This window comes from Bradyrhizobium sp. USDA 4486 (assembly GCF_054057995.1).
Genome location: NZ_JBSRZV010000001.1, coordinates 3,432,661 through 3,459,105, shown reverse-complemented (window position 1 = coordinate 3,459,105; position 26,445 = coordinate 3,432,661). Strand labels below are relative to the sequence as shown.

25 protein-coding genes are annotated in these 26,445 nt (G+C 64.0%); 20 read left to right on the top strand and 5 right to left on the bottom strand.

What is annotated here, in order from left to right:
* Nucleotides 1-34 precede the first annotated feature (34 nt).
* The 9 genes from ACVWY3_RS17055 (at nucleotide 35) to ACVWY3_RS17015 (ending at nucleotide 9,415) form a co-directional block, all read left to right on the top strand.
* Complete coding sequence (locus ACVWY3_RS17055) at nucleotides 35-700, top strand: HAD family hydrolase (RefSeq protein WP_456839492.1); 666 nt, start codon at nucleotides 35-37, stop codon at nucleotides 698-700.
* A gap of 4 nt (nucleotides 701-704) precedes the next feature.
* On the top strand, nucleotides 705-1,655 hold the full coding sequence (locus tag ACVWY3_RS17050; protein WP_456839491.1) for a sugar-binding transcriptional regulator: 951 nt from the start codon (nucleotides 705-707) through the stop codon (nucleotides 1,653-1,655).
* A 216-nt stretch (nucleotides 1,656-1,871) separates the two neighbouring features.
* Nucleotides 1,872-3,182 carry an ABC transporter substrate-binding protein gene (locus ACVWY3_RS17045; RefSeq protein WP_456839490.1) on the top strand — a complete coding sequence of 437 codons (1,311 nt, stop codon included), beginning with the start codon at nucleotides 1,872-1,874 and terminating at the stop codon, nucleotides 3,180-3,182.
* Nucleotides 3,183-3,272: 90 nt separating this feature from the next.
* Nucleotides 3,273-4,145 (top strand): carbohydrate ABC transporter permease, encoded by an 873-nt coding sequence (locus tag ACVWY3_RS17040; RefSeq protein ID WP_456839489.1) that lies wholly within the window; start codon nucleotides 3,273-3,275, stop codon nucleotides 4,143-4,145.
* A gap of 1 nt (nucleotide 4,146) precedes the next feature.
* Nucleotides 4,147-4,977, top strand: coding sequence for a carbohydrate ABC transporter permease (locus ACVWY3_RS17035; protein ID WP_456839488.1), 831 nt, complete (start codon nucleotides 4,147-4,149; stop codon nucleotides 4,975-4,977).
* Nucleotides 4,978-4,987: 10 nt separating this feature from the next.
* The gene (locus ACVWY3_RS17030) at nucleotides 4,988-5,995 is read left to right on the top strand and encodes an ABC transporter ATP-binding protein (protein WP_456839487.1); all 1,008 of its coding nucleotides are present in this window, start codon (nucleotides 4,988-4,990) and stop codon (nucleotides 5,993-5,995) included.
* 19 nt (nucleotides 5,996-6,014) lie between these two features.
* Nucleotides 6,015-6,788, top strand: coding sequence for an SDR family NAD(P)-dependent oxidoreductase (locus ACVWY3_RS17025; RefSeq protein WP_456839486.1), 774 nt, complete (start codon nucleotides 6,015-6,017; stop codon nucleotides 6,786-6,788).
* Between the two features lie 39 nt (nucleotides 6,789-6,827).
* A complete protein-coding gene (locus tag ACVWY3_RS17020; RefSeq protein ID WP_456839485.1) occupies nucleotides 6,828-8,474 on the top strand; it encodes an FGGY-family carbohydrate kinase in 1,647 nt (548 codons plus the stop codon).
* A gap of 5 nt (nucleotides 8,475-8,479) precedes the next feature.
* A complete protein-coding gene (locus ACVWY3_RS17015) occupies nucleotides 8,480-9,415 on the top strand; it encodes a carbohydrate kinase family protein (protein WP_456839484.1) in 936 nt (311 codons plus the stop codon).
* 6 nt (nucleotides 9,416-9,421) lie between these two features.
* Here the strand turns inward: ACVWY3_RS17015 and ACVWY3_RS17010 are convergent, their stop codons facing one another.
* Nucleotides 9,422-10,309: a LysR family transcriptional regulator gene (locus ACVWY3_RS17010; protein WP_456839483.1), complete on the bottom strand. Its 888-nt coding sequence runs from the start codon at nucleotides 10,307-10,309 to the stop codon at nucleotides 9,422-9,424.
* Nucleotides 10,310-10,430: 121 nt separating this feature from the next.
* On the opposite strand from ACVWY3_RS17010, the gene ACVWY3_RS17005 reads away from it, so the two are divergent.
* The 6 genes from ACVWY3_RS17005 to ACVWY3_RS16980 all read left to right on the top strand — a co-directional run bounded on the left by ACVWY3_RS17005 (nucleotide 10,431) and on the right by ACVWY3_RS16980 (nucleotide 17,338).
* Nucleotides 10,431-11,855 (top strand): amidase, encoded by a 1,425-nt coding sequence (locus ACVWY3_RS17005; RefSeq protein ID WP_456843387.1) that lies wholly within the window; start codon nucleotides 10,431-10,433, stop codon nucleotides 11,853-11,855.
* 87 nt (nucleotides 11,856-11,942) lie between these two features.
* Complete coding sequence (locus ACVWY3_RS17000; RefSeq protein WP_456839482.1) at nucleotides 11,943-12,893, top strand: ABC transporter permease; 951 nt, start codon at nucleotides 11,943-11,945, stop codon at nucleotides 12,891-12,893.
* Nucleotides 12,890-13,771: an ABC transporter permease gene (locus tag ACVWY3_RS16995; RefSeq protein ID WP_456839481.1), complete on the top strand. Its 882-nt coding sequence runs from the start codon at nucleotides 12,890-12,892 to the stop codon at nucleotides 13,769-13,771. The genes ACVWY3_RS17000 and ACVWY3_RS16995 overlap by 4 nt, the downstream gene beginning before the upstream one ends.
* A gap of 2 nt (nucleotides 13,772-13,773) precedes the next feature.
* On the top strand, nucleotides 13,774-14,787 hold the full coding sequence (locus ACVWY3_RS16990) for an ABC transporter ATP-binding protein (RefSeq protein ID WP_456839480.1): 1,014 nt from the start codon (nucleotides 13,774-13,776) through the stop codon (nucleotides 14,785-14,787).
* Nucleotides 14,784-15,788 carry an ABC transporter ATP-binding protein gene (locus tag ACVWY3_RS16985; RefSeq protein WP_456839479.1) on the top strand — a complete coding sequence of 335 codons (1,005 nt, stop codon included), beginning with the start codon at nucleotides 14,784-14,786 and terminating at the stop codon, nucleotides 15,786-15,788. The genes ACVWY3_RS16990 and ACVWY3_RS16985 overlap by 4 nt, the downstream gene beginning before the upstream one ends.
* 56 nt (nucleotides 15,789-15,844) lie before the next feature.
* The gene (locus ACVWY3_RS16980) at nucleotides 15,845-17,338 is read left to right on the top strand and encodes an ABC transporter substrate-binding protein (RefSeq protein ID WP_456839478.1); all 1,494 of its coding nucleotides are present in this window, start codon (nucleotides 15,845-15,847) and stop codon (nucleotides 17,336-17,338) included.
* 370 nt (nucleotides 17,339-17,708) lie between these two features.
* Here ACVWY3_RS16980 and ACVWY3_RS16975 read toward each other — a convergent pair whose 3' ends face one another.
* Both ACVWY3_RS16975 and ACVWY3_RS16970 read right to left on the bottom strand, forming a co-directional pair.
* A complete protein-coding gene (locus tag ACVWY3_RS16975) occupies nucleotides 17,709-18,344 on the bottom strand; it encodes an alpha/beta hydrolase (protein WP_456839477.1) in 636 nt (211 codons plus the stop codon).
* On the bottom strand, nucleotides 18,341-19,279 hold the full coding sequence (locus tag ACVWY3_RS16970) for a ring-cleaving dioxygenase (protein WP_456839476.1): 939 nt from the start codon (nucleotides 19,277-19,279) through the stop codon (nucleotides 18,341-18,343). The genes ACVWY3_RS16975 and ACVWY3_RS16970 overlap by 4 nt, the downstream gene beginning before the upstream one ends.
* A 127-nt stretch (nucleotides 19,280-19,406) precedes the next feature.
* Here ACVWY3_RS16970 and ACVWY3_RS16965 point away from each other — a divergent pair, with 127 nt between their 5' ends.
* The 5 genes from ACVWY3_RS16965 (at nucleotide 19,407) to ACVWY3_RS16945 (ending at nucleotide 24,427) form a co-directional block, all read left to right on the top strand.
* A complete protein-coding gene (locus ACVWY3_RS16965) occupies nucleotides 19,407-20,315 on the top strand; it encodes a LysR substrate-binding domain-containing protein (RefSeq protein ID WP_456839475.1) in 909 nt (302 codons plus the stop codon).
* Between the two features lie 354 nt (nucleotides 20,316-20,669).
* A complete protein-coding gene (locus ACVWY3_RS16960; RefSeq protein ID WP_456839474.1) occupies nucleotides 20,670-21,461 on the top strand; it encodes a hypothetical protein in 792 nt (263 codons plus the stop codon).
* A gap of 44 nt (nucleotides 21,462-21,505) precedes the next feature.
* Entirely contained in the window at nucleotides 21,506-22,036 is a 531-nt protein-coding gene (locus tag ACVWY3_RS16955) for a hypothetical protein (protein WP_456839473.1), read from the top strand.
* Nucleotides 22,037-22,313: 277 nt separating this feature from the next.
* Entirely contained in the window at nucleotides 22,314-22,895 is a 582-nt protein-coding gene (locus tag ACVWY3_RS16950; protein WP_456839472.1) for a tetratricopeptide repeat protein, read from the top strand.
* Nucleotides 22,896-23,911: 1,016 nt separating this feature from the next.
* Nucleotides 23,912-24,427 carry an inorganic diphosphatase gene (locus ACVWY3_RS16945; protein WP_456839471.1) on the top strand — a complete coding sequence of 172 codons (516 nt, stop codon included), beginning with the start codon at nucleotides 23,912-23,914 and terminating at the stop codon, nucleotides 24,425-24,427.
* A gap of 284 nt (nucleotides 24,428-24,711) precedes the next feature.
* Here the strand turns inward: ACVWY3_RS16945 and ACVWY3_RS16940 are convergent, their stop codons facing one another.
* Together ACVWY3_RS16940 and ACVWY3_RS16935 are read right to left on the bottom strand one after the other, a co-directional pair.
* A complete protein-coding gene (locus ACVWY3_RS16940) occupies nucleotides 24,712-24,969 on the bottom strand; it encodes a hypothetical protein (RefSeq protein WP_456839470.1) in 258 nt (85 codons plus the stop codon).
* Between the two features lie 259 nt (nucleotides 24,970-25,228).
* The gene (locus tag ACVWY3_RS16935; protein WP_456839469.1) at nucleotides 25,229-26,395 is read right to left on the bottom strand and encodes a caspase family protein; all 1,167 of its coding nucleotides are present in this window, start codon (nucleotides 26,393-26,395) and stop codon (nucleotides 25,229-25,231) included.
* Nucleotides 26,396-26,445: the final 50 nt, after the last annotated feature.

The window sequence follows — 26,445 nt, the reverse complement described above, 5'->3', positions numbered from 1 at the left end:
TGCTCACCTATTGAGTATATGATCGAATGGTCGGATGGACCAGCGCCGGTCAAAACCTGATCTGATCATCTTCGACTGCGACGGCGTGCTCGTTGACAGCGAACTCTTGAGCTGTCGCTGTCTGTCCGAGGTCTTGGCGGAATTCGGTCTGGTGCTCAGCGAGGAGCAGGCACTGGAGCTGTTCCTCGGGCGCAGCACCAGGGCGATCGAGCAGCACTACCGCGATCTCGGAGAGGTCGTGCCGGATGGCTTCCTGCCGCGATTGAAATCGCGCGTGCTGGAGACGTTTGCCGCCTCGCTCGAGCCGATCCCCGGGGTGGAGGCGGTGATCTCGGGGCTGACCGTGCCGTTCTGTGTGGCCTCGTCCAGCGACATTGACCGCGTCTCGCTCTCGCTCGACGTCACCGGTCTTCGGGCACATTTCGGCGACCGGATCTACACCGCGCAGATGGTCAGGCACGGCAAGCCGGCGCCTGATCTCTTTCTCCATGCAGCCGAGAACATGCGCGTCTCGCCTGCGCGCACGCTGGTGATCGAGGACAGTGTCAGCGGCGTGCAGGCGGGCAAAGCAGCCGGCATGACGGTCTTGGGATTTGTCGGCGGCAGCCATTATCGGGGGCGGGACGGCCGCGCTATATTGGCCGCCGCCGGAGCCGATCGGGTCTTCGCGCAGATGAGCGATTTCTGGAAGGAGACGTGACGCCTTGGCTGGCGAGAACGACAAGTCGAGGCTGGATGACGCCGCGCGGGCCGGCTGGCTCTATTTCATTGCCGGCCATACCCAGGACGAGATCGCAAAAATGCTCCAGGTCTCGCGCGCCTCGGCGCAGCGGCTGGTCTCGCTGTGCCTCGCCGAGCGGCTCATCACCTTCCGGCTCGAACATCCCATCGCCGCCTGCATGGAATTGGCCGCGCGCCTGAAGGAGCGGTTTGATCTCGTCCATTGCGAAGTTGTGCCGGCCGATCCTGCGGCGCCGCAGGCCACTGCCGGCATCGCCGAGCGCTGCGCCAATCTGCTGGACTCGACGCTGCGCTCCGAGACTCCGGTCATCGTCGCGCTCGGCACGGGAAGGGCGGTGCGCGCAGCGGTCGAGCGCGTCACGCCGATCGACCGGCCCAACCATCAGATTGTCTCGCTGGTCGGCAACATCTCTGCCGACGGCTCGGCGAGCTTCTACGATACCGTCGGGCGGCTCGCCGACCGCACCGGCGCGCGGCACTATCCGATGCCGCTGCCATTCCTGATGTCGTCCGAGGACGAGCGCAACAAGATGGTGCGGATCGAGCCGATCGCGAAGGTGAAGGCGGTCGCGGCCAAGGCGGACTTGCGCCTCGTCGGCATCGGCCAGATGGACCAGAAGGCGCAGGTCCACGTCGACGGCTTCGTCACACGCGATGAATTGTTCGAGATGATGCGATTGGGTGCCATCGGCGAGATCACCGGCTGGGCCTATGATGCCAAGGGCCGCCTGCTCAAGGCCGGCACCAATAAGCGCCTCACCAGCATCCCGCCGGAAGTGCCGGCCAAGACCACGACCATCGGCGCAGCCGTCGGTGCCGCCAAGGTCCCGGCGATCGCCGCGGCGCTGAATGGACGGCTGATCAACGGCCTGATTACGGACGAGGCGACCGCAAGGGCGATTTTGGAGCGATAGGTTGGCGCGGCAGCGGGACCCGGCTCCCTCTCCCGTTTGCGGGGGAGGTCGAGCAAGCCGCGGCGTTCGTTCCCAACAACTGACATCCCTCCCGCGCCGCAGCACTCATAAGTTGCGCGAACACCGGCGCGCCTGCTTGACAACCGTCGCCCTTCGGCCGAACATACGCTCAACGCGTGGGCATCTGCTCAAAAGCGCGAGCTTAGGGAGGTCACCGTGAAACAATTCCTCGGCGCCGTCTGCGGCGCGTCTGTCCTGTTGGCCGTCCCTGCGATGGCCGAAACCACCCTGACGATCGCCACCGTCAACAACGGCGACATGATCCGAATGCAGGGGCTGACCAGCGACTTCACCAAGAAGAACCCGGACATTTCAGTGAAATGGGTGACGCTGGAGGAAAACGTGCTGCGCCAGCGCGTCACCACCGACATTGCCACCAAGGGCGGCCAGTTCGACGTGCTCACCATCGGCACCTATGAGGTCCCGATCTGGGCCAAGAAGGGCTGGCTGGTGCCGCTCGCCAATCTCGGCGCCGATTATGACGTCGCCGACCTCCTGCCCAAGATCAAGGATGCCGTCTCCGTTGACGGCAAGCTCTACGCCGCGCCGTTCTATGGCGAGAGCTCGATGGTGATGTACCGCACCGATCTGTTCGAGAAGGCCGGCCTGAAGATGCCGGAAAAGCCGACCTGGGACTTCGTCATCGACGCCGCCAAGAAGCTCACCGACAAGAGCGCCGGCACCTACGGCATCTGCCTGCGCGGCAAAGCCGGCTGGGGCGAGAACATGGCGTTCCTGTCGGCGATGGCCAATTCCTACGGCGCGCGCTGGTTCGACGAGAAGTGGGAACCGCAGTTCAACACGCCGGAATGGAAGACGACGCTCACGACCTACGTCAATCTGATGAAAGAGGCTGGCCCTCCCGGCGCGAGCTCGAACGGCTTCAACGAGAATCTCGCGCTGTTCAACGCCGGCAAATGCGCGATGTGGATCGACGCGACGGTTGCGGCGTCGTTCGTGACCAACCCCAAGGATTCCAAGGTTGCCGACAAGGTCGGCTTCGCGCTTGCGCCCAACACCGGGCTCGGCAAGAACGCCAACTGGCTTTGGGCCTGGAACCTCGCCATCCCTGCCGGCTCGAAGAAGACCGACGCGGCCGAGAAGTTCATCGCCTGGGCGACCAGCAAGGACTACACCAAGCTCGTCGCATCGAAGGAGGGGTGGGCCAACGTGCCGCCGGGCACGCGCACCTCGCTCTACCAGAACGATGAGTATCTGAAGGTCGCGCCATTCGCGAAGCTGACGCTGGCCTCGATCGACGCAGCCGATCCGAACAAGCCGACGGTGAAGCCGGTGCCTTATGTCGGCGTGCAATACGCCGCGATCCCCGAGTTCCAGGGCATCGGCACGCAGGTCGGCCAGCAGTTCTCCGCGGCGCTCGCGGGCTCGACCACCGTCGATGCGGCGCTCTCCGCCGCGCAATCCTCCACCGAGCGCGAGATGAAGCGCGCCGGCTACATCAAGTGAACCCGAGCTCTCCTTCCTGAGCTCAAACTTGCGGCCATCCACCCATCCCGGATGGACGGCCGCCTTCTTCCGCCAGCGGAGACCTCAGGGATGGCAACCCGGCAGACGCAATTCCTTGCGCGGTCGCTCCTGACCCCGGCCGTCGGCCTGCTGTTCATCTGGATGATCGTTCCGCTCGCGCTGACGATCTACTTCTCGACCCTGCATTACAGCCTGCTCGATCCCGGTTCGGAATCGTTCGTCGGGCTGGAAAACTTCCGCTACTTCCTCACCGATCCCGCCTTCCTCGCTTCGCTCCAGAACACGCTGGTGCTGGTCGGCTCGGTGCTGGCGCTGACGATCGTGCTCGGCATCCCCCTGGCGCTGCTGCTCGACCAGCCCGTGGTGGGGCGCAACTTCGTGCGGCTGATGGTGATCGCGCCGTTCTTCGTGATGCCGACTGTGAGCGCGCTGGTCTGGAAGAACCTCTTGATGCACCCGGTCTCGGGCTTGTTCGCCTGGCTCGCCTCGCTGGTCGGGTTGACGCCGATCGACTGGTTCAACGACGTCCCGCTGCTCTCTGTGATCCTGATCGTCGCCTGGCAATGGCTGCCGTTCGCCACGCTGATCCTGCTGACCGCATTGCAGTCGCTAGACGAGGAGCAGAAGGAAGCTGCGGAGATGGATGGCGCCAGCGCCGTGTCGACCTTCATCTACATTACTTTGCCGCATCTCGCGCGGCCGATCACCGTCGTGATCCTGATCGAGACTATCTTCCTGCTCACGGTGTTCGCCGAGATCTTCGTCACGACCGGCGGCGGGCCGGGCCTGCAGACCACCAACATCGCCTTCCTGATCTACTCGCAGGCGCTGATCCAGTTCGATGTCGGCAGCGCCTCGGCGGGCGGGCTCGTCGCGGTCGTGATCGCTAACGTCGTCGCTTTCTTCCTGGTCCGCATCGTCGGCCGCAATTTGGAGGCCTGACATGGCGCGGATGGCGACGACGCAGCGGGTGGTGGTCTCGACGATCGGGGCGTGGTTGTTCGGCTTTCTGATCTTCTTCCCGATCCTCTGGATGGTGCTGGCGAGCTTCAAGACCGAGCTCGAGGCCTTCGCGATTCCGCCGTCCTTCCTGTTCTTCCACTGGACAACGGAGAACTATGCAACGGTGCAGGAGCGCAGCGACTATTTCCACCACGCGATGAACTCGATCATCATCGCCGGCGGCTCGACACTGATCGCGCTCCTGATCGCAATTCCCGCGGCCTGGTCGATGGCGTTCTCGCCGACCAAGCGCACCAAGGACACCCTGCTCTGGATGCTCTCGACCAAGATGATGCCGCCGGTCGGCGTGCTGGTTCCGATCTACCTCATCTACAAGAATTTCGGCCTGCTCGATTCCCGCATCGGTCTCGTCTTCATCCTCTGTCTCGGCAATTTGCCGATCGTGATCTGGATGCTGTTCACCTATTTCAAGGAGATCCCGCGCGACATCCTGGAGGCCGCGCGCATGGACGGCGCGACGATCGGCCGCGAGCTCGTCTATGTGCTCACGCCGATGGCGATCCCGGGGCTCGCCTCCACGCTGCTGCTCAATCTGATCCTCGCCTGGAACGAGGCGTTCTGGACGCTCAATCTGTCGACCTCGAGCGCCGCGCCGCTCACCACGTTCATCGCCTCCTATTCGAGCCCGGAAGGGCTTTTCTGGGCAAAGCTGTCCGCGGCCTCGACGCTGGCGATCGCGCCCATTCTCGTCCTCGGTTGGTTCAGCCAGAAACAGCTCGTGCGCGGGCTCACCTTCGGCGCGGTGAAATAAGGGGGCTGCCATGGGCCAGATCACACTTCAGGGCGTGCAAAAATCCTTCGGTCCCGTACACATTATCAAGGGCGCCGATCTCGACATTGCCGACGGCTCCTTCGTCGTCTTCGTCGGCCCTTCTGGTTGCGGCAAGACCACGCTGCTGCGGCTGATCGCGGGCCTCGAGGATGTCAGTGGCGGCAGCATCCTGATCGACGGGAGGAATGTGGTGGACACGCCGCCCGCCAAGCGTGGACTGTCGATGGTGTTCCAGTCCTACGCGCTCTATCCACATATGAGCGTCCGCGGCAATATCGGGTTCGGCCTGAAGATGGCGGGCCTTGCCAAGGATGAGATCAACCGCAAGGTCGAGGCCGCCGCCGCAACGCTGAACCTCACGCCCTATCTCGACCGCAAGCCGCGTGAGCTCTCCGGCGGCCAGCGCCAGCGCGTCGCGATCGGCCGCGCTATCGTGCGCGAGCCCAAAGCGTTCCTGTTCGACGAGCCGCTGTCGAACCTCGATGCGGCCCTACGCGTGCAGATGCGCATCGAGGTGACGCGACTGCAGAAGCAGCTCGGCACCACCGCGATCTACGTCACCCACGACCAGGTGGAGGCCATGACGATGGCCGACAAGATCGTCGTGCTTAACGGCGGCAAGATCGAGCAATACGGCTCACCGCTGGAGCTGTACGAGCGGCCGGCCAATCTCTTCGTCGCCGGCTTCATCGGCTCGCCCAAGATGAACTTTGTCACTGGTGAGCCTGCATTGCAGAAGGGCGCGGCCACGATCGGCGTGCGGCCGGAGCATCTGAAGATCGATCGCGATGGCGGAGGCGGCTGGCAGGGAACGATCTCGGTCGCCGAACATCTCGGTAGCGACACTTTCCTGTATGTCGATGCCGGTCCGCTCGGCATGCTGACCGCACGCTACATCGGCGAGCTGAGCCTGCATGCCGGCGACCGCGTCTCGCTGGTGCCGGACCCCGCGCGCATCCACCGCTTCGACCAGAGCGGCAACGCTCTTCGCGCTTAACAGGAAACGGAAGATCACCATGTACCTGGAAAAATTCAAGCTGAACGGCAAGACCGCGTTCATCACCGGCGGCGGGCAGGGCATCGGCCTTGGCTGCGCCGAGGCGCTGGCTGAAGCCGGGGCCAAGGTGATCATCGGCGACCGCGACAGCAAGGTCGCCGATGATGCGAAGGCCGCTCTGAAGGCCAAGGGTTTTGATATCGAGACCGCGATCATGGACGTCACCGACACCAAGCGGGTGGCGGAGGTCGCGAACGATCTCTTCGCCCGCCATGGCAAGGTCGACATCCTCGTCAACAATGCCGGCATTGCCCGCAGCGAGACCCCGGCCGAGACCGTCACCGACGAGCATTGGCTCAACGTCATCGACGTCAACCTCAACGGCACCTTCTGGTGCTGCCGCGAGTTCGGCAAACACATGCTGAAAGCCAAGAGCGGCGCCATCGTCAATGTCGGTTCGATGTCCGGCTTCATCGTCAACAAGCCGCAGGAGCAGTGCTTCTACAACGCCTCCAAGGCCGGTGTGCACCATTTGACGAAATCGCTCGCCGCTGAATGGGGCGCACGCGGCATCCGCGTCAATGCGGTGGCGCCGACCTATATCGAGACGCCGCTCAACGCCTTCGTGAAGAGCAATCCCAAGATGTACGACGCCTGGATCGGTGGAACCCCGATGGGGCGGATGGGGCAGGTCGAGGAGATCGCCTCCGTCGTGCTATTCCTTTCTTCGGAGGCCGCGAGTCTGATGACCGGCAGCATCGTGCTGGTGGATGGCGGCTACACTTGCTGGTAGGCTTGCGTCAAAATTGACGGAGAGCGACCAGGAGCGACTATGCCGCGAGCGTATATCGGCGTCGACGTGGGAACCACGAGCACGCGGGCAGGGGTGTTCGATGAGGCCGGCACGTTGCTTGCGACCGCGCGGCACCCGATCCGGACCTGGCACGAGGCCGGCGACGTCGTCGAGCAGTCCTCGCATGACATCTGGCAGGCCTGCGTCAGATCGGTGCGGGCGGCGATGGCGGAAGCCGCGATCCCGCCCGCCAGTGTCGGCGGCATCGGCTTTGATGCCACCTGTTCCCTCGTGGTTCTCGACAAGCAAGGCGAGCCGCTCACCGTCAGCGCCTCGGGCGAGGCGCAGCGCAACGTCATCGTCTGGATGGACCATCGCGCCGTTGCCGAGGCGCGGCTGATCAACGAGACCGAGGATGCCGTGCTGCGCTATGTGGGCGGCTCGATCTCGCCCGAAATGGAGATGCCGAAGTTGCTCTGGCTGAAGCGGCATCTGCGCGCGAGTTTTGATGCCGCCGGTCACTTCTTCGATCTCGCGGACTATCTGACCTGGCGCGCCACCGGCTCGCTCCAGCGCTCCACCTGCACGGTCACCTGTAAGTGGAACTATCTCGCCCATGACGACGGCGGCTGGAGCGCGTCGTTCTTCAAGCGCATTGGACTTGCGGATTTCGTCAATGAAAAATACGCCCGCATCGGCACCGAGATCGTCGCGCCCGGCACCCGCCTCGGCGAAGGGCTCACCCGGACCGCTGCGGCCGAACTCGGCCTGCCACCGGGCACGCCGGTCGGCGCCTCCTTGATCGACGCCCATGCCGGCGGCATCGGTGCGATCGGCGGCCGCGACGGCTTCGGCGCAACGGCGGATGTCACTGATCGCCTTGCCTACATCATGGGAACGTCGGCCTGCATCATGGCGACGACGAAGGAGCCGTGCTTCGTGCCCGGTGTGTGGGGGCCATATTATTCCGGCATGGTGCCGGACTTCTGGCTCAACGAGGGCGGCCAGTCGGCGGCGGGCGCTGCGATCGATCATCTCCTCAAGTCCCACCCCGGCCACGCCGAGGCGAGCGCGGCGGCGCGCGGCGAGGGTCTCGACCTCATCGACTTCCTCGAGCGCCGCATCATCGCGCGCGCGGGCAGCGCCAGCCGAGCCGCGCTGCTCGCCCGCGAGGTCCATGTGCTCCCTGAATTCATCGGCAACCGCTCGCCCTACGCCGACCCGGATACGCGCGCGGTGATCGCCGGGCTCGATCTCGACACCGGTATCGGCTCGATGGAGCGGCTGTTCATCGCCGGCCTCTGCGGGCTTGCTTATGGCCTCGCCGAGGTGATCGAGGCCTTTGCCGCGCACGGCGTTCATTCCAGCCTCATGATCATGGGCGGCGGCGCCAGCCGCAGCCCGCTGGTGCGGCAGATCATGGCCGACACCACAGGTCTCACGGTCGCCCTGCCGCAGACCAAAGAGCCGGTGCTGCTGGGCGCGGCCATGTTAGGCGCGGTCGCCGGCGGCGCCTACGCCTCGATCGGCGAGACCATGGCAAAGATGTCGGTGCTCGGAGGCAAGAGCGAGCCGACCACGCCCGACATGGCCGCCTTCCACGCCCGCAAGCGTGAGGTCTACAAGCTGCTGCGTGACGTCGATCGCGGCAGCCGCGCCGCGATGCGCGACATCGCCAAAGGTTGAAGCCAATGTTGATTTCCTGCGGCGATGCGCTGATCGATTTCGTGCCGACACGAAACGTTGCGGGGCGCGAGGCGGTGATGCCGGCTGTCGGCGGCTCCTGTCTCAACGTCGCGATCGGCATGGCGCGACTGGGCGCTGCGACCGGCTTTGTCGGCGGCATCTCAACCGATCTGTTCGGTCAGATGATCACAGATCACGCCGCGGCGTCCAACGTCCAGCTCGATCTCGCCACCCGCAGCGACGACCAGACCACGCTCGCCTTCGTCCGCATCGTCGCAGGCGAGTCGCACTACGCGTTCTACGATGCCGGGACCGCGACACGGAACTGGACTTACCGGCGCGGCTCGATTCCCTTCGCGAACGTCGAGGCCGTCCATGTCGGCTCGACCACGCTCGTCAGCGACCAGGGCGCGGCTGAGACGAAGGCGCTCATCGCGGACGCGCGGGCTTCCTCGACCATCTCCTTCGATCCGAACTGTCGGCCCAATCTCGTCAAGGACAAGCCGGCCTATCTTGCGCGCATGATGGCGTTCGCTGCGGGCGCCGACCTCATCAAGATGTCCGACGTCGACTTCGCCTATCTCTTCGGCGACGAGCCTTATCAGCAGCGCGCGAATGCGCTGCTCGGGCAGGGCACGCGCCTCGTCGTGGTCACCCGCGGCAACAACGGCGCTGTCGCCTGGCACGCGGGAGCAGGGCAGATCGAGGTTGCTGCGCCCAAGATCGAGGTCGCCGACACCATTGGTGCCGGCGACAGTTTTCAGGCGGCTCTGCTGTTTGCCCTGCACAAGCAGGGCTGCATCGCCCGCGAGAGGCTGAAGGACATCGGCGCCGACGAGCTCCGCCGCGCGCTGTCGTTCGCCGCCAACTGCGCCGGCCTCACCTGCACCCGCCCGGGTGCGGATCCGCCGTGGAGCCACGAGGTGACGTGGGGCCGGTAGTCCACATCACAGCCGTGAGACGACCTTCTCAGCGCATTTGAGAAAGGTGCGGATCAGCGGGCTGTGCGCGTCCCGCCGCCAGCACACCGCGATGTCGATGGAGTCGGCGGCATCCCGCAGCGGCCGGAACACGATGCCCTGCGGCGCGCCGAGCCTGGCGCAAGCCGGCAGAATCGCAAAACCTTCGCCGGCGAGGACAAGGCTCATCGCCGAATGCACCGTCTCGACCCGGCTTGCGATCGGCATCACCACCTGGTGCCGGCGCAGCAAGGCGACGACGGCCGAGGACGCGGGGCCATGGTCGGGATGCGGCAGCGCGATCAGCAGACGGCCCTGCAATCGCGCCATCGGCACCGAGCTCAGGCGGGCGAGCGGCGAGCTGGTCGGCATGACCAGCATTAAAGGCTGCGCGCCAATCCGCGCCACCTGGATCTCGGGATGGTTGATGGCGGGCATGCACAGCGCGACTGTGACGCTGCGGTCGAGCAGCCGCGCCTCGCGCGTCGAGGCGCTGAGCTCGGCGAAGTCGAGATCAACGCCGGGAATCGAGCGGCGCAGCTCGGGAATGAGTCTCGGCAGCATCGCGTTCGCCAGCACGAACATGTAGCCGACCGACAGCCGCCCGCGCCGCCCTGAGGCAACCGCGCGCGCGGCTTCGATGCCGTCGGCCGCCAGTGCCAGGGCCTCACCGGCGCGTGCCAGCAGCGCCTGACCGGCTTCGGTCAGGTCCATGCCGCGCGTGCCGCGGCGGAACAGCGGCGCGCCGACCTCGGCCTCGAGCTTGCGGATCTGCACCGAGAGCGGCGGCTGCGCCATCCGAAGGCGCTCGGCGGCCTTGCCGACGCTGCGCGCCTCGGCGACCGCGACGAAATAACGAAGCCGGCGGAGATCCATTGGCATACCGAAAGTGTATGGCTTGGCGCTCAAAAACGTATTGGACGGTGAGTTAACAAAACTGTCATTCTCGCTGTCAATGCCTGCCAACGGTGGTGGGCTTTTGGAGCGTGACGTGACGATGAACGGCGATCCCTGTCTGCTGTCCGCAACCGAGCTGCGCGGCCTCATCGCTGCCAGGAAGATTTCGCCGGTCGAGGTCGTCAGCGCCGTGCTCGCGCGTGCCGAGGCGCTGCAGCCCAAGCTGAACTGCTTCATCACGGTCTGTACCGACCAGGCAATGGAAGCGGCGCGCGAGGCCGAGCGCAAAATGATGGCCGGCGAGGCGCTCGGCCTGCTGCACGGCATTCCCGTCACCGTCAAGGACATCGTCAACACCAAGGGTGTGAAGACCACCTTCGGCGCCGTTCCTTACAGGGACAATGTGCCGACTGAAGATGCCGTCGCGGTCGCACGGCTGCGCAGCGAGGGCGCGATCCTGATCGGCAAGACCACGACGCCGGAGTTCGGCAGCAAGTGCCTGACCGATTCGCCGCTGTTCGGCCGCACCTGCAATGCGTGGAGTCCGGAGCGCTCCTCCGGCGGTTCCAGCGGGGGCGCGGCGGTGGCGGTGGCGAGCGGCATCGCGCCGCTGGCGATTGCGACCGATGGCGGCGGCTCGACGCGGATTCCCGCGGCGTGCAACGGCGTGGTCGGCCTGAAGCAGAGCAACGGCGTGATCGCGCATAGCCAGCAGGCGCTCGATGCCTTCGGTAACCAGACCTACGTCACGCCGACGACGCGCACGGTCGCGGATACCGCACTGATGATGCAGGCGATGGCCGGTGAGGATGCATGCGATCCCTGGTCGATCGGCGTGCCCGTGCCCGATTTCGTCGGCACGGCCGTCTCCCGCGGCGATCTGCGCGGGCAAAAGATCCTGTACTGCCTGACGCCGCCGGGCCGCCCGGCGTCCGCCGATGTCTGCGCCAGCTTCAAGGCGGGCCTCGACCGCCTCGCAGGCCTCGGTGCCGAGCTCGAGGAATTTTCCGGCGAGGGTTTTGACATCGAGCCGGTCTGGCGCGCCATCAACCACACGGTCTGGCGCACGCGCTTTGCCAAGCTCGCGGCCGAGCACAGGGACGAGCTGAGCGAGACCTTCCTCAAGCAGCTTGCGCTCGCGACCAATGTCAGCGGCGTCGACTATCAGGAAGCGATGTTCGCGCGCACCGCGCTGTTCCGCCGCGTTCAATCGCTGCTTGCGCGCGGGCATCTTCTGGCGATGCCGACGCTGACGCGCACCGCGCTGCCGATGGAGCAGGACCTGTTCGGCAGTATCGAGATCGATGGCAAGCTCTTCGACAGCGTTCGCCCGCACTGGTTCCCCTGGACCATGCTGTTCAACATGACCGGGCATCCCGCGATCAGTCTGCCCTGCGGCTTCGGCCGGGACGGCCTGCCGATCGGCCTCCAGCTCGTCGGCCGCTTCCGCGCTGATGCCGAATTGCTGCGCGTTAGTTCGCTGTTCGAGGCGTCAACCGACCTTCTGTCCCGCCGGCCCGGCTGAGGGGAGGAGGACCATGCCGCAAAGGACTTGCGTTGACCGTCCGGACATGTTGATCGTGCCGCGGATGAGCCGTGAACCCGAACGCGCATGAGCGTATTTGTCCTTCGACGTGTCCTGACATTGCTGGCGACGCTGGTCGGCGCATCCGTGATCATTTTCCTGGTGCTGGACGCGCTTCCCGGCAATGCCGCCCAGATGTTGATGGGCGCCGACGCATCGGCCGACGCGGTGCGCGCGCTCAGCGTCAAGCTCGGGCTCGATCAGCCGCTGGCGGTCCGCTACCTGCAATGGATCAAGGGCTTCTTCGTCGGCGATCTCGGCAACTCCTATGTCTACGGCACGCCGGTCGCGAGCCTGATCGCGGAGCGGCTGGTGCTGACCGTTCCGCTCGCGATCCTGTCGATGCTGATCACGGTGACGCTGGCGCTCTCGGCCGGCATCTACACCGCCGCCAACCACAACAAGCTCGGCGACGTCGGCGTGATGTCGCTGACGCAAGTGGGCATCGCGCTGCCGAATTTCTGGTTCGCGATCCTGCTGGTGTTGTTGTTCTCGGTGCGGCTGCAATGGCTTTCGGCGGGCGGCTTTGCCGGCTGGGAGGACGGCATCTGGCCGGGCATCAAGTCGCTGCTGCTGCCGGCCATCTCGCTGGCGGTGGTGCAGGCCGCGATCCTTGCGCGCGTGACGCGCTCGGCCGTGCTCGAAGTGCTGCGTGAGGATTTCGTGCGGACGGCGCGTGCAAAAGGGCTCGGCAAGCGCGAAGTGCTGTGGCGTCACGTGCTGCGCAACGCAATGATCCCCGTGATGACAGTGATGGGACTGCAATTCGCCAATCTGCTCGCCGGCACGATCGTGATCGAGAACGTATTCTACCTGCCGGGCCTCGGCCGGCTGATCTTCCAGTCGATTGCCAACCGCGACCTGATCGTGGTGCGCAATTGCGTGATGCTGCTGGCGGCCATGGTCGTCGTCGTCAATTTCGTCGTCGACGTGCTCTACGCCTTCATCGATCCCCGCATCAAGGTCCACGACCTGTGAGCGCGCCCCTGACCATTGACGCACCGGCGCGCCGCTTGCCGGCCAAAACCTTCTGGGGCCGCGCGCTACGCCATCGCAGCTTTGTGCTGGGTGGCGCGCTCAGCCTGCTGGTGCTGGCCTCGGCGCTGCTGTCGCTGGTGTGGACGCCGTGGTCGCCCTACGAGATCGACATCGCCTCGAAACTGCGGCCGCCGTCGGCGGCCCACTGGCTCGGCACCGATTCCTTCGGCCGGGACATCGTCTCGCTACTGCTCGCAGGCGCGCGCTCGACCATCCTGGTCGGCATCATCGCCGTCAGCATCGGTCTCACCTTCGGCGTCTGCCTCGGCCTGATCGCGTCGGCCAAGCGCGGCTGGACCGAAGAGATCATCATGCGGTTCTCCGACTTCACCTTCGCCTTCCCGGCCGTGCTGTCGGCGATCATGCTCGCCGCGGTGGTCGGCCCCGGCATGGTGACCTCGATCGTCGCGATCGGCATCTTCCAGATCCCGACCCTGACCCGGCTGACGCGCGGCTCGGCCAACGCGATCTGGGCGCGGGAATTCGTGCTGGCCGCGCGGGCCTCCGGCAAGGGCAAATTCCGCATCACCATCGAGCACGTGCTGCCGAACATCCTCTCGATCCTGATCGTGCAGGTGACGATCCAGTTCGCGCTCGCGATCCTTGCCGAAGCCGCGCTATCCTATCTCGGTCTCGGCACCCAGCCGCCGCAGCCGTCCTGGGGCCGCATGCTGAATGACGCCCAGACATTGCTGTTCCAGTCGCCGATGCTCGCGGTCTATCCGGGCGCTGCGATCGCGATCGCCGTGCTCGGCCTCAATCTGCTCGGTGACGGATTGCGCGACCTGCTCGATCCCCGACTGGCGCGGGAGCGGTGACGATGGCTGATCCCGCAACCACACCGCTGATCGACGTCGGCAATCTCGGCGTCCGCCTCAACACCAGCCGCGGCCCGGCACAGGCCGTGCGCGGCGTCAGCTTCACCCTGAACCGCGGCGAGACGCTGGGGCTCGTCGGCGAATCCGGCTGCGGCAAGTCGGTCACCGCACTGTCGCTGATGGGCCTCCTGCCCGAGAGTGCCGTCGTTACCGGCAGCATCAAGCTGGATGGCAGCGAACTCGCCGGACTATCGGATGCGGAGTATTGCCGCCTGCGCGGCAACCGGATCAGCATGATCTTCCAGGAGCCGATGACCGCGCTCAATCCGATGCACACGATCGGGCATCAGGTTGCCGAGCCGCTGCGGCGCCACAAGAAATATTCGCCGGCGCAGGCGCGGAAAGAAGCAATCGCCTTGCTCGACCGCGTCGGACTGCCCGATCCTGCGCGGCGCGTGGATGCCTATCCGCACCAATTCTCCGGTGGCCAGCGTCAGCGCGTCACCATCGCCATGGCGCTCGCCTGCGAGCCTGATCTGTTGATCGCGGACGAGCCGACCACCGCACTCGACGTCACCATCCAGGGCCAGATCCTCGATCTCATTGCCGATCTCGTCGAAGAGCGCGGCATGTCGATGATCCTGATCTCGCACGATCTCGGCGTCATCGCCGAGAACGTCCAGCGCATGATGGTGATGTATGGTGGCACCGTGATCGAGAGCGGGCCGACCGACGAGGTGTTCTGCCGGATGGGACATCCCTACACGCAGGGCCTGTTCCGTGCCCGCCCGAAGCTCGGCGCGCGCAAGGGGACTCGGCTGAAGACGATCTCGGGTACCGTGCCGGAGCTGGCCGATCTGCCGGCCGGCTGCACGTTCGCCGATCGATGTCCGCTCGTGATCGATGCATGCCGCGCGGCGCTGCCGCCGATGGTCGACGTCGGTCCCGGGCATGGTGTGCGCTGCATCCGGACCGACGTCTCCATGGCTGCGAATGTCGGAGCTCTGTCTGCATGACCGCAGCACCTCTTCTCGACGTCAAAAATCTCGAGCAGCGCTATACGCTGCGGCGCGAAAGCCTGTTCCGCCCGCCCGGCGAGGTGCGCGCGCTCAACGGCGTGAGCGTGACGGTCGCGGCCGGCAAGAGCCTCGGCATCGTCGGCGAGTCCGGCTCCGGCAAATCCACCTTCGCGCGCGTCGTGATGGCGCTGGAGCGGCCGACATCGGGAGAGGTCACGCTGCTCGGCCGCGATCTCAATCGCATCTCGCCCGATGAGCTGCGCCGCGCGCGCCGCGACTTCCAGATGGTGTTCCAGGATCCCTACGGCTCGCTCGATCCGCGCCAGACCGTCGCCCGCATCGTCACCGAGCCGCTCACCGTGCTGGAAGGGGCCGACCGTACCACCTTTCGCACACGCGTCTCGACGGTGTTGCGACAGGTCGGCTTGCGCGATGCGGACATGCACAAGTATCCGCACGAATTCTCCGGCGGCCAGCGCCAGCGCATCGCGATCGCGCGCGCGCTGATCACGCAGCCGAAACTGATCGTCGCGGACGAGCCGGTCTCCGCGCTCGACGTCTCCGTGCAGGCGCAGGTGCTCAACCTGATGCAGGATCTGCAGGAGCAGTTCGGCCTCAGCTACATCCTGATCAGCCACGATCTCGCCGTCGTCGACTATCTCTGCGATGAGGTCGCGGTGATGTATCTCGGCCGGATCGTGGAGCAGGGACGCCCCGAGGATCTGTTCGAGCGCTGCGCCCATCCCTACACGCGGGCGCTACTGGAGGCCGTGCCGCGGGCGCGGGCCGGGGGCGGCCGGCGCCGCCGCGGGGCGCAGGCGATCGCCTCGCAATCGGCGGCCGCAACCGGGTGCCCCTATGTCGCCCGCTGTCCGCTTGCCGACCAGCATTGCCGCGGGGTTCCGCCCTTGCTACGCAAGGTGGGTGAGGGCCATCTCGCCGCCTGCCACAAGGCGGAGGTGGTGATGGCGTTGCCGCAGGCGGTGATGGAAGGTTAGTGTCCGCCGCTGGATTGGCGTAGGCTCAAAAAGAAAGCAGGCCGGGGAGTTACGAGATGTTCAGGAAGCTATCGATCGTCGCTATTGCTGCAGCCCTTGCCGCAGCGCCGCTGCCGGTGCTGGCGCAGGGCAAGAAGGACAGCGTCGTCATGGCGATGACGCTGGAGCCGCCCGGGCTCGATCCCACCAACGCGGCCGCCGCGGCGATCGCCGAGGTCACGCTCTACAACATCTACGAGACCCTGACCAAGATCAACGAGGACGGCTCCGTCGCTCCCTTGCTGGCGGAGAGCTGGACCGCGTCGCCTGATTTGAAGACCTATACGTTCAAGTTGCGCAAGGGCGTCAAATTCCACAATGGCGAGCCGTTCGACTCTGCCGCGGTAAAGTTCTCGTTCGAGCGCAACGCGGCGCCCGCCAGCACCAACAAGGACAAGAGCCTGTTCCAGGCGTTCGAGAAGGTCGAGGCGCCCGACGCCGACACCGTGGTGATCACCCTGAAATATGGCGAGCCGAACCTGCCGTTCCTGCTCGGGCAGGCGAGCGGCTCGATCGTCGAGCCGAAGAGCGCAGCCACCAACGTCACGCAGCCGGTCGGCACCGGGCCCTATCAGTTGGGGGCCTGGGCCAAGGGCTCCTCGATCACGCTGAACAAATGGGCCGACTACCGTAACGCGTCCGCGGTCAAGCTCTCGAAGGTGACGATCCGCTTCATCTCCGATCCCGCAGCGCAGGCGGCGGCGCTGCTCTCGGGCGATGTCGATGCGTTCCCGCGCATCGCCACCCGCGTCGTCGCCCAGTTCAAGAGCGACCCACGCTTCACGGTGCTGATCGGCGGCTCCAAGGCCAAGACCATCGTTGCCATCAACCACCGCAAGAAGCCGCTCGATGACGTCCGCGTTCGCCGCGCCATCCTCGCGGCGATCGACCGCAAGGCGTTGATCGACGGCGCGGTCGAAGGTTTCGGCACGCCGATCGGCAGCTTCTACACGCCGGGATCGCTCGGCTATGTCGACACCACCGGGATCAATCCCTACGACCCCGAGAAGGCCAAGAAGCTGCTCGCTGAAGCCGGCGTCACGACGCCGCTCGAATTGTCGCTGAAGCTGCCGCCGCCTCCCTATGCGCGCCAGGGCGGCGAGATCGTCGCGGCCCAGCTCGCCAAGGTCGGCATCATCGCCAAGATCGAGAACGTCGAATGGGCACAGTGGCTGTCGCAGGTGTTCGCGGCCAACGGTCCGCATAATTTCGATCTCACCATCGTCAGCCATGTCGAGCCGTTCGACCTCGTCAAGATCACCGAGCCCGACTATTATCTCGGCTACAACAACGAGGCGTTCAACGCGCTCTACAAGCAGATCGTCTCGACGCCGGACGAAGCTGCGCGCGCAAAACTGCTCGGCGACGCGCAGCGCATGCTGGCGACCGACGCCGTCTCCGCCTACCTGTTCCAGCCGCAATGGCCGACCGTCATCAACAAGAAGCTCAAGGGCGTCTGGAAGGAAGTCCCGCAATTCGAGAACGATTTCTCGACGTGGTCCTGGGAGTAAGGACTGCGCGACCAGGTAACCTGTCGCCTCAACATCGGCCTCTTCCCATCGGGAAGAGGCTATTTTTTTGGCCGGTCCAAACCAAATTCTGAAAACAACCCCATGCACAGTAGCCCAGGGGTAGTCATTTCAACGGCTTGCGCGCGCTGCCCGACGGTATGCCCGAAATCCTCGATTCCGGTTGACCGTCGGGCAAAACACTGGCATGATGGCATCATCGGTAATTCCGAAGTCGGCGCCCGCGATGGCCCAAACTTATACCGATGAGTATTTCGCGATTTGTCCCCTGCTGCCGATCTGGTTCAAGCGGCGCGGCTGGTTCGAGTGACAAAGCGGGCGCACCGATTGGGAACAATGCGCCGCTTCCGGGTTACGCCGCTCTGGCGTCGACGCTGGCGATCCAGTTGCGGGCCAGCGTCACGTCGGCCTGCGATAGTTGATGGCCTGCCGGCAGCACCCTGTGGTCGACGCGCGCTCCTGCGTCCAGCAGCAGCGCCGTAAGCTGTTCCGAATTGCTCGCCGGCACGATCGGGTCGGCTTGCCCTGACAGCAGCAGCACCGGCTTGCCGTCGAGAGCCGGCTTCAGCGGATCGGTCTTGGGCGGATCCGACAGCGGCACCATGGCACGCAGCAGGATCGCGCCTGCCAGAGCCTCCGGCTTCAGCAAGAGCAGCGCGGCTGCGATATTGGCGCCGTTGGAGAAGCCGACCGCAACCGGCGCGGCGAGGCCGTATTGCTTCCGCGCCTCCGCGACGAACGCACCGAGCTCGAGCGCGCGTCGCCGCACGTCCGCCTCATCGAACACGCCTTCGGCGAGACGACGGAAGAAGCGCGGCATGCCGTGCTCGAGCACACGGCCGCGCGGCGAGAGCAGAGCGGAGCCGGGGGAGATCATCTTGCCGAGGCCGAGCAGGTCGTTCTCGTCACCGCCGGTGCCATGCAGCAGCAGCAGTGGAGGGGAGCCCGCGCGGGTCGCGGGCTCGAAACGATGGATGAACTCGGTCACGACACGCTCTCTTCCAGGCTCGGCAGAACTTCCTCGATCTGCTTGCGATGCTGTTCGAGGAAAGCCGGCAGCTTCAGGTCGCGTCCCAACGTCGCGACGGGCTCGTCGACGGCGAAGCCGGGGATATCGGTCGCGATCTCGAATAGAACGCCGCCGGGCTCGCGGAAGTAGATCGAGCGGAAGTAGTTGCGGTCCCGCTGCTCGGTCGGATGCAGGCCGTGATTGCTCACGAGCTTCTGCGCCATCTTGCCCTGCTCGGCATCGTCAGCCGCGCGGAAGGCGATGTGGTGCACCGAGCCGCCGCCCTGATGCCCGCGCAGAAAACCCTTGGCCTCGTAGATGTCGACGACGCTGCCCTCGGCATCGCCCGGCGCCTTGAAGCGGATCACCGAGCCTTCGCGTCCGGTCTCCTTGAAGCCGAACACGTCGGTGAGGACGGCCGCCGTCTTCGCCGCGCTATCGAGCAGCAGGGTCACGCCATGGAAGCCGCGGATCGCATGCTCGGCCGGCACATCGCCATTGCTCCAGCCGGGCTCGTTCTCGGCGCCGGGGACGCCGATGAGGGCGAGCGCCATGCCGTCAGGATCAGTGAACGGCAGCACGGATTCGCCGAAACGCTTCTCGAGCGCCTCGTAGGCAATGCCCTTCTCGATGAAGCGCTGGGTCCAATAGCCGAGCGAGCGCTGCGGCACGCGGAAGGCGGTCTGATGGGTCTCGCCGACGCCGCGGCGCCCGGCGGGAACGCCGGCCCAGGGGAAGAAGGTCAGGATGGTGCCGGGGCGGCCGGTCTCGTCGCCATAATAGAAGTGATAGGTGCCGGGATCGTCGAAGTTGACCGTCTTCTTGACGAAGCGCAGGCCGAGATCACGGGTGTAAAAGCCGAAATTGCGGATGGGATCGCCGGCAATCGCGGTGACATGGTGCAGTCCAGACATTGTCGTCCTCCAGATGCGGGGAGCGTCTTGCTCTGGGGCGAAATATCGTTCCGCTTTGGATTGGAGACAATCCATGCAAATATGACGGCTATGTCTACGATTTGGAAACAATCGCCGGGGCTGGTCCTTGGATAAGGTCGCCAGCCTTCGGGCCTTCGTGAAGGTGGTCGAGAGCGGCAGCTTTGCCGAAGCGGGCCGACAGCTCAGGGTATCGCGCTCGGCGATCAGCAAATACATCGCCGACCTCGAGGAGAGCCTCGGGGTGCAGCTGTTGAACCGGACCACGCGGCATGCGAGTCCGACCGAGAACGGCCAGCGCTATTTCGAGCGTGCGGTCGTGATCCTTTCGGAGATCGAGGCCGCCGATCAGGCGGTGACGCAAGCCCAGTCGGCGCCGCGGGGCCTCTTGCGCGTCAACGCGCCGATGTCGTTCGGCACCATGCGGCTAGGTCCCGTGCTCGCCGATTTCATGGCGCGTCATGGCGAGCTCCAGCTCCAGATCGTGCTCAGCGACGATCTGCTCGATCCTGTCCAGGACGGCTTTGACGTGACGCTGCGGATCGCGGAGCTGGAGTCCTCCAGCCTGATCGCGCGAAAGATCATGCCGATAGCGCGGATGATCTGCGCTTCGCCGGATTATCTCGCGCGTCACGGCACGCCGAGCCATCCGCAGGATCTGCGTGACCACGCGTCGCTGACCTACGGCTTCCTGCTGACAGGCAATCAGTGGAAGCTCACCGGCAGCGACGGCGATCACTGGATCCAGCCGGCCTGGTCGCTCTGCGTCAATAATGCCGAGGTGCTGCGCGACGTCGCGATCAAGGGCAGGGGGCTCGCGCTGCTTCCCGAATTCATCGCCGCCGATGCGTTGAACAAGGGCGAGCTGCGCTCGGTGCTGGACGACTATTCAGCGCCGCCGCTCGCGCTCTACGCGGTTTATCCGCCGACGCGGCATTTGTCGGTGAAGGTGCGGCTGTTCATCGATTTTCTGGTCGAGCGTTTTGGCCGGGAGGAGGAGGGCGCGCGGACGCGCTGAGGCGGCCAAGTGGACTCATATCAAGCGCTGGGGTTGCCGATGTCCGCTTCACCTCGAGCAACGATGGAAAACAGGGCGTACGGCGACTTCGCCTCGGGGCCAACAAGCAGGCTACCTGGCACCGTCCGCCTGCACTCCGCTTCCGAAAAGGCGACGTTCAGGCGTTTATGACGGAAGGCAGTTTGGAGCCAATAACGGAAATTTCGCTGTCCTATTAAGGAGGTGGCGCGTGTAGTAAGCTCCGATCGAGTTCAACCAATTCAGCAATACGCCTCCCTGGTCTTGGTCTTTGTCGCAACTTTGCACGCGGCAGGTCACGCGCGTCACCGCGTGCATTCTGGAGAGGAGAGTTAGATGAGGACTCACTCGATAAAGATATCTTTTGCGATAGCCCTGCTAGGTGGTGCCATCACGAGCGGTGCAATTGGTCAGCAAGACCAGCAGCTCGGTAAGGTGACATTCCCCACCTCTTGCGATCCCGGTGTACAAGCCGAGTTCGACCGTGGCGTCGCCATGCTGCATTCGTATTGGTTCCTGATCGCCCGCCGGAAATTCGAAGCGATACTGCAACAAGATCCCGGCTGCGCCATGGCATATTGGGGTGTGGCGATGGACCTCCTTGGCAACACGCTTGCGACCACGCCATCAAATGTCGAGGCACAAGCCGCCTGGGATGCACTTGAAAAGGCACGGTCGGTCGGGGCGAAGACTCCACGTGAGCGGGACTGGATCGAGGCGCTGAGCGCCTATTTCCGCGACTACAATAAGGTTCCCGTTGATGCCCGTCTGACGGCCTACAATGCTGCGATGGAGCGCATGGTGCAAACCTATCCTGACGACTACGAGGCGAAGGCGTACTACGCGCTCACGCTACAAGCTTCTGCGAAGAAGAACGACCTCTCATACACGAACCAGCTGAAATCCGCGGCACTTCTGGAACGCTTGTTCGAAGAGAACCCTCAACATCCGGGTGTGACGCATTACCTCATTCACGCCTACGATTTTGCTCCGCTTGCCGAAAAGGGTATTGCATCCGCCCGTCGCTACGCCGGCATCGCTCCGGCGGTGCCGCATGCGCGGCACATGCCGTCTCACATCTATTCCATGGTCGGGCTCTGGGAGGAACCATCGCCTCAAACGCCTTAGCGCTTGAGATTCAGCCCGACTACTATCACGCATCTGACTTCACGGTGTATGCGCATCTGCAGCTCGCGCAAGATGCCAAAGCCGACGCGATGATCAAAAAGTCGCTGGCCACCGCCGATCGCGGCGACCGACCGATCAACTTCGTCAATTTCACTGCCAAGGCCGCCATGCCGGCGCGCTATGTCTTGGAGCGTGCCGACTGGGCCGGCGCTGCCGCCCTGGCGATGACGCCGACTAAATATCCTATGGCGGATTCGTTGATCCGCTTCACGCGCGGTCTCGGCATGGCGCGTGTCGGCGATATCGCCGGCGCCAATAAAGAGATCGAGGAGATGAGAGTGTTGCGCACAACGTTGCAGGGTGCTGACCAATCCTACTGGGCCGAACGCACCGAAGAGCAAATGCTTGCAGTTGCCGCGTGGGTCGCACTGAAGGAAGGCGACCACGATCGGGCCCTCAAGTTAATGCGGGCAGCCGCCGACAGCGAAGACGGCAGTGTCAAACACGTGGCTATGGAGAACCGCCTCTTTCCGTTGCGTGAACTGTTGGCGGAATTGCTCCTGGAGGTAGGATAGCCCACATCCGCACTGAACGAGTATGAGACCGCACTCAAGCAAACTCCCAATCGCTTCCGTGCATTCTGGGGCGCCGCGCGCGCCGCCGACCGCTCCGGCGACCGTCAGAAGTCAACCGAGTATTATAGCAAACTGATAGAGCTCGCCAGGAACGCAGATACGGAGCGGCAGGAAATCCGTGAAGCCAAAGCACAGCTACGGAACGACACCGTGGGTACTTCACGACAATGATGTTTCGGCTGTCCGACCCATGCCCAAGAGCGCCGTCAATGTAGGAATGACAACGCTGATCCCAGCAATTGCTGCGGCGACGGTGCTCGGTGGGCTTGTCGCCTATTTCGCCGTCTACGGGAATGACCGGACGGAATGGGGGATTATACAGCTGTTCAGTGGGTCCACCGGCAAAGTGACGACCGCAGTCGCGCCCGAAGCTTGGCCGATCTGCACCACCATGGCGCCGGTGGCGGCGGATGCTGAGTGGGTGGAGCTCGATCCCGATTTCAAGGCGGGCAAGATGGCGCTTGCCGCTGCGGACTGGAATGGGGCCATTGTATCGTTCATGCGCGCCGCCCTGCGTGACCCGGTCAATGCCGATATCCAGAACTACCTTGGTTATTCGTATCGACGCTTGCGCCAACTCGGGCCGGCTATTGGACACTATCAGCAGGCGCTAATGTTAAATCCGCGTCATCGCAGCGCGCACGAGCATCTTGGCGAGGCTTATCTGGTGCTCGGCGAACCCAGCAAAGCTGAACAACATCTGGCTGCATTGGAAAATCTCTGCCTCCTTCGTCCGTGCCAGGAATATGATGACCTCATGCGCGCCATCGCGGCGTACAGAAAGCTAGCTGCACGTTGAGGGCAGAGCGGCCGCTTCGGAAACTTCGGCCGATAAATCAGCCTATACGCGCGGCTTCGGCAATTGAACAACGATATTTCCTCTGATGTGGACCCGCCCGCAGATTTCTGCTTAGGGGCAGTGGCGCTCCGCAGCATGCCTCCGCTCTGCCCGCTATTAGCCGGCATGTAGCTGCGCCGCATCAACGGAAGCGATGGGCCACAAGCCGACGTTGCGTCGTCGGTTCATCCCCAGGTGAACCCGACTTCGTGCCGACGAACCAAGTGAGACTTACTTACGTGGCTCGGTCACCACTTTGGTTGATCCGTCCGGCGCTGCCTGCATTCCCGGTGGGCTTTGACCTTGCGGGCTTTCCGGGTACGAGCAATTGGGTCCCTCACGCGAGTCTTGTTCAAAGGTCTATCTGAAGATTAAACCTATGTGTCTGCCACCTTCTGCATAGGAACTTAAAATCGCTCCGATCAGCAGAAGGAACACGCGATGGGAAAGAAGCGGAGGAGGTTTATGCAAACAGTTTCACTCGAAACACGGCTGACGCAGTTCGCTGAAGACATGCGGGAACGCGCGGAGCGAATCCCCGCCGGTGATGAGCGAAACTCCTTCGTAAAGCGAGCCTATAACGCAGATCAAGCAATCCAGTTGAAGCGGCAGCTTCGCGAGCATCATTAGGAACGAGACAGAAATGGGAGGTTGACTCTGCGTCCCTCCCAAACTTGGCCCCACGCGGGGCCTTTTCTTTGAATGCAGCATTTGAGCGCTGTCATTGCCGCCGACGCTCGGTCGCGTCATTCTTTGGGTAGGCCGACTTCTCTGGCGGTCCTTCGAGGCCACAAGCGGGGTCAACGCCCTAGCCCCGCGTCCGCTCCGCTTCCCATATCCGACATTGCAGATGCCTCGGCGGTTCGGCTGGGTCCAGACGCCGATATGAAGGGCGTAGCATTGCAAACCCGGCCGGTGTCTTGGTCGAATAGGAACCCAAAAATTGACTGCACGTTCCAACCCCAAGGATATCTGCAATGACAAATTATTTGAAGCTGCCGACTTGGGCCGACAAAGAGAACGTCTTCGCCGTCGTCGAGACTCCTCGCGGGAGTTGCTGTAAATTGGAATTCGATCCGAAGTTGCGGGTGTTTACGCTTTCAAAGGCATTGATGGCTGGCTTAACTTATCCTTACGACTGGGGATTCATTCCGTCCACTCGGGCTGACGATGGTGATCCGTTGGACGTGTTGGTGATCCACGATGGCGCTACCTATCCCGGCACGGTCCTTAGGTGTAGACCCATTGGCGTCCTCAAGGTCCTTCAGGTGACCGCGCGCAAGAAAAAGAGGAACGATCGAGTTGTTGCCGTGCCCCATCACTCTTTCTTTGCCGGTGATTTGCCGGACGTTCGTAGTCTACCTGCGACGGCGACGAAGCAATTGGAAAAGTTCTTTGATGCTAGCAACGCGCTCAAAGAAAAAAAGCTTCAGTTTCTCGGCTGGCGCGGGCCAGTTCGGGCAATGAAGCTCATAAATCGATGTCGTCTCTAGCCTCTTCAGGCAGAAACACCACCATGTCGATGCGCCGTTTGGTAAGCCTGTCAGTCACTTCTGATGTACCAGAGCGGCAGGATACGCGGCCACACCGCGATCTGAGACCAAGGTCCGCGAATGGGCAAGAGCGCTGGTTTGGCGCTCCGCAGCAAGCCTCCGCTCTGCCCGCTATTAGCCGGCATGTAGCTGCGCCGCGTCAACGGAAGCGATGGGCCACAGGCCGACGTTGCGGGTCGGCTCATCCCAGGTGAACGCGACTTCGCGACGACGAACCAAGTGAGTTACTTACGTGGCTCGGTCACCACTTTGGTTGATCCGTCCGGCGCTGCCTGCATTCCAGGTGGGCTTTGACCTTGCGGGCTTTCCGGCGGCGCGCCACCCGATTTCGTGTCCAGCGGCCCGGTCCAACCTTGTGGCTGCAATTGACCTTTTTCTTCTGGTGCCGAGCGTCCAGTTGTCATGTCCTTGGGGTCGGTCTGCGCTGCCGCAAATCCGCACGACAACGCCCAGCCGACCGCCGTTACCAGAATGATCCGCATTGCGAGACTCCGCTTGGCTGATCGATCGAACCAACAGGCTGGTCCCGCTTCAGTTCCGAATCGAACTCCCCGGAAGCGATGTCCGCCTCCAAGCGGGCTCCTGGCCTGTGGTTCGCGGCCGGAAAGCCGACGTATCGTCAGCCCAGGCTCATCCGCCTCGCGCGCCGCGCATCGCCTGTGCGACTTTCGTCGCCTGCGACGCTCGTCCGATCTTTGCGCCTGCAATGATCTTTCTTCGCGTGCTTGCCGGGCGGTCGCGTCACTGCGGACTCCGCTTCCAGTAACCGGTGCCGAGCTTGCCGGTGATGATCGCTGCGGTGTCCCGGATTTCGTAGGAGCCGCCGTCGTCATAGCCGGCGAGTCCTCTATTTGCGTGGATCGACCAGTGGCCGTTGCTGGCGGCGATCGTTCCTTCATGCGCCGGCGCTGCGCGATGTCCTTCGGCGCGGAATTTGTAAGTGCCGTCACCCATGATGCGCCAGATCCAGCGCGACATCCCGCGATCACTCGGCACCAAGATCTCCCAGGTCCCTACCAGCGCTGGATCGATTGCCAGAGAATAAGGCGCGAGTGTCACCCTCGCTGGTGCACCTGCGCCCGCAGGCGCGGCATTCGCCTGGCTTGTACCCGCCTGGTCAGCTGACAACGGCAGGCCTGCAAGATAGATCGCCCTGCGCGAGAGCGAGCCGTAGACAAAGGGCTGCTGCTCATTGCTGGTTGCCTCCATGACGTCGTCGCGGACGTTGCGAAGCATGAAGGTGACCTCAACCCCCGGCGCTTCAATATTGTGCAGGAGCGCCGCGGTAAATGGGCTATTTCGCCCGTCCCCGTCCAGAGCGGTGGTGCCGTCGCGAGCGGCATAAGCGACCAGCACGTTGCCGGCTGGCTCGATGCGACCGAGGCCGCCGCCGATGGCTGCGCGCAGCAACGGCGACCGAGACATCTTCGCAACAAATGGATTGTTGCGGCAGGCGTCGAGTATGACGAGGCCGAGGCTCGTGGTGTTCGACAGTTGCAAAATCACGCTGCGGAGGCTGACGGCTTCGTTCGCTGCGTCGGTGTCCTTCTTCAAGTCCGCATCGACCGGGATCAGCCAGTTCTCGCCGCTGATCTCCATGCCGTGGCCGGCAAAAAAGACCGCCGCCATATCGGCCCCTGCAGCGTCGTGCCCGAGCGCGATGAGGCCTCGCCGCATCTGGTCGAACGAGGCGTTGGTGAAAAGGGTCACGGCGAACCCGAGACGCTCCAGCGCCGCGGCGATATCAGTCGCGTCATTAGCTGGATTGGGCAGCGTCGGCACGTTCCGGTAAGTGCTGTTACCGATCACCAATGCCACGCGCTTGCCGTCCGCCAAGGCGGGCAGCACGGCGAAACCGGTCAGCACCGCGAAAAAGCCCAGTCCTCGAATAAATCCGCGTCGGTACATGCTCGCCCCGGATCGCCGTCTAACGGCGTCATCTTGTACAGCAACCGTAG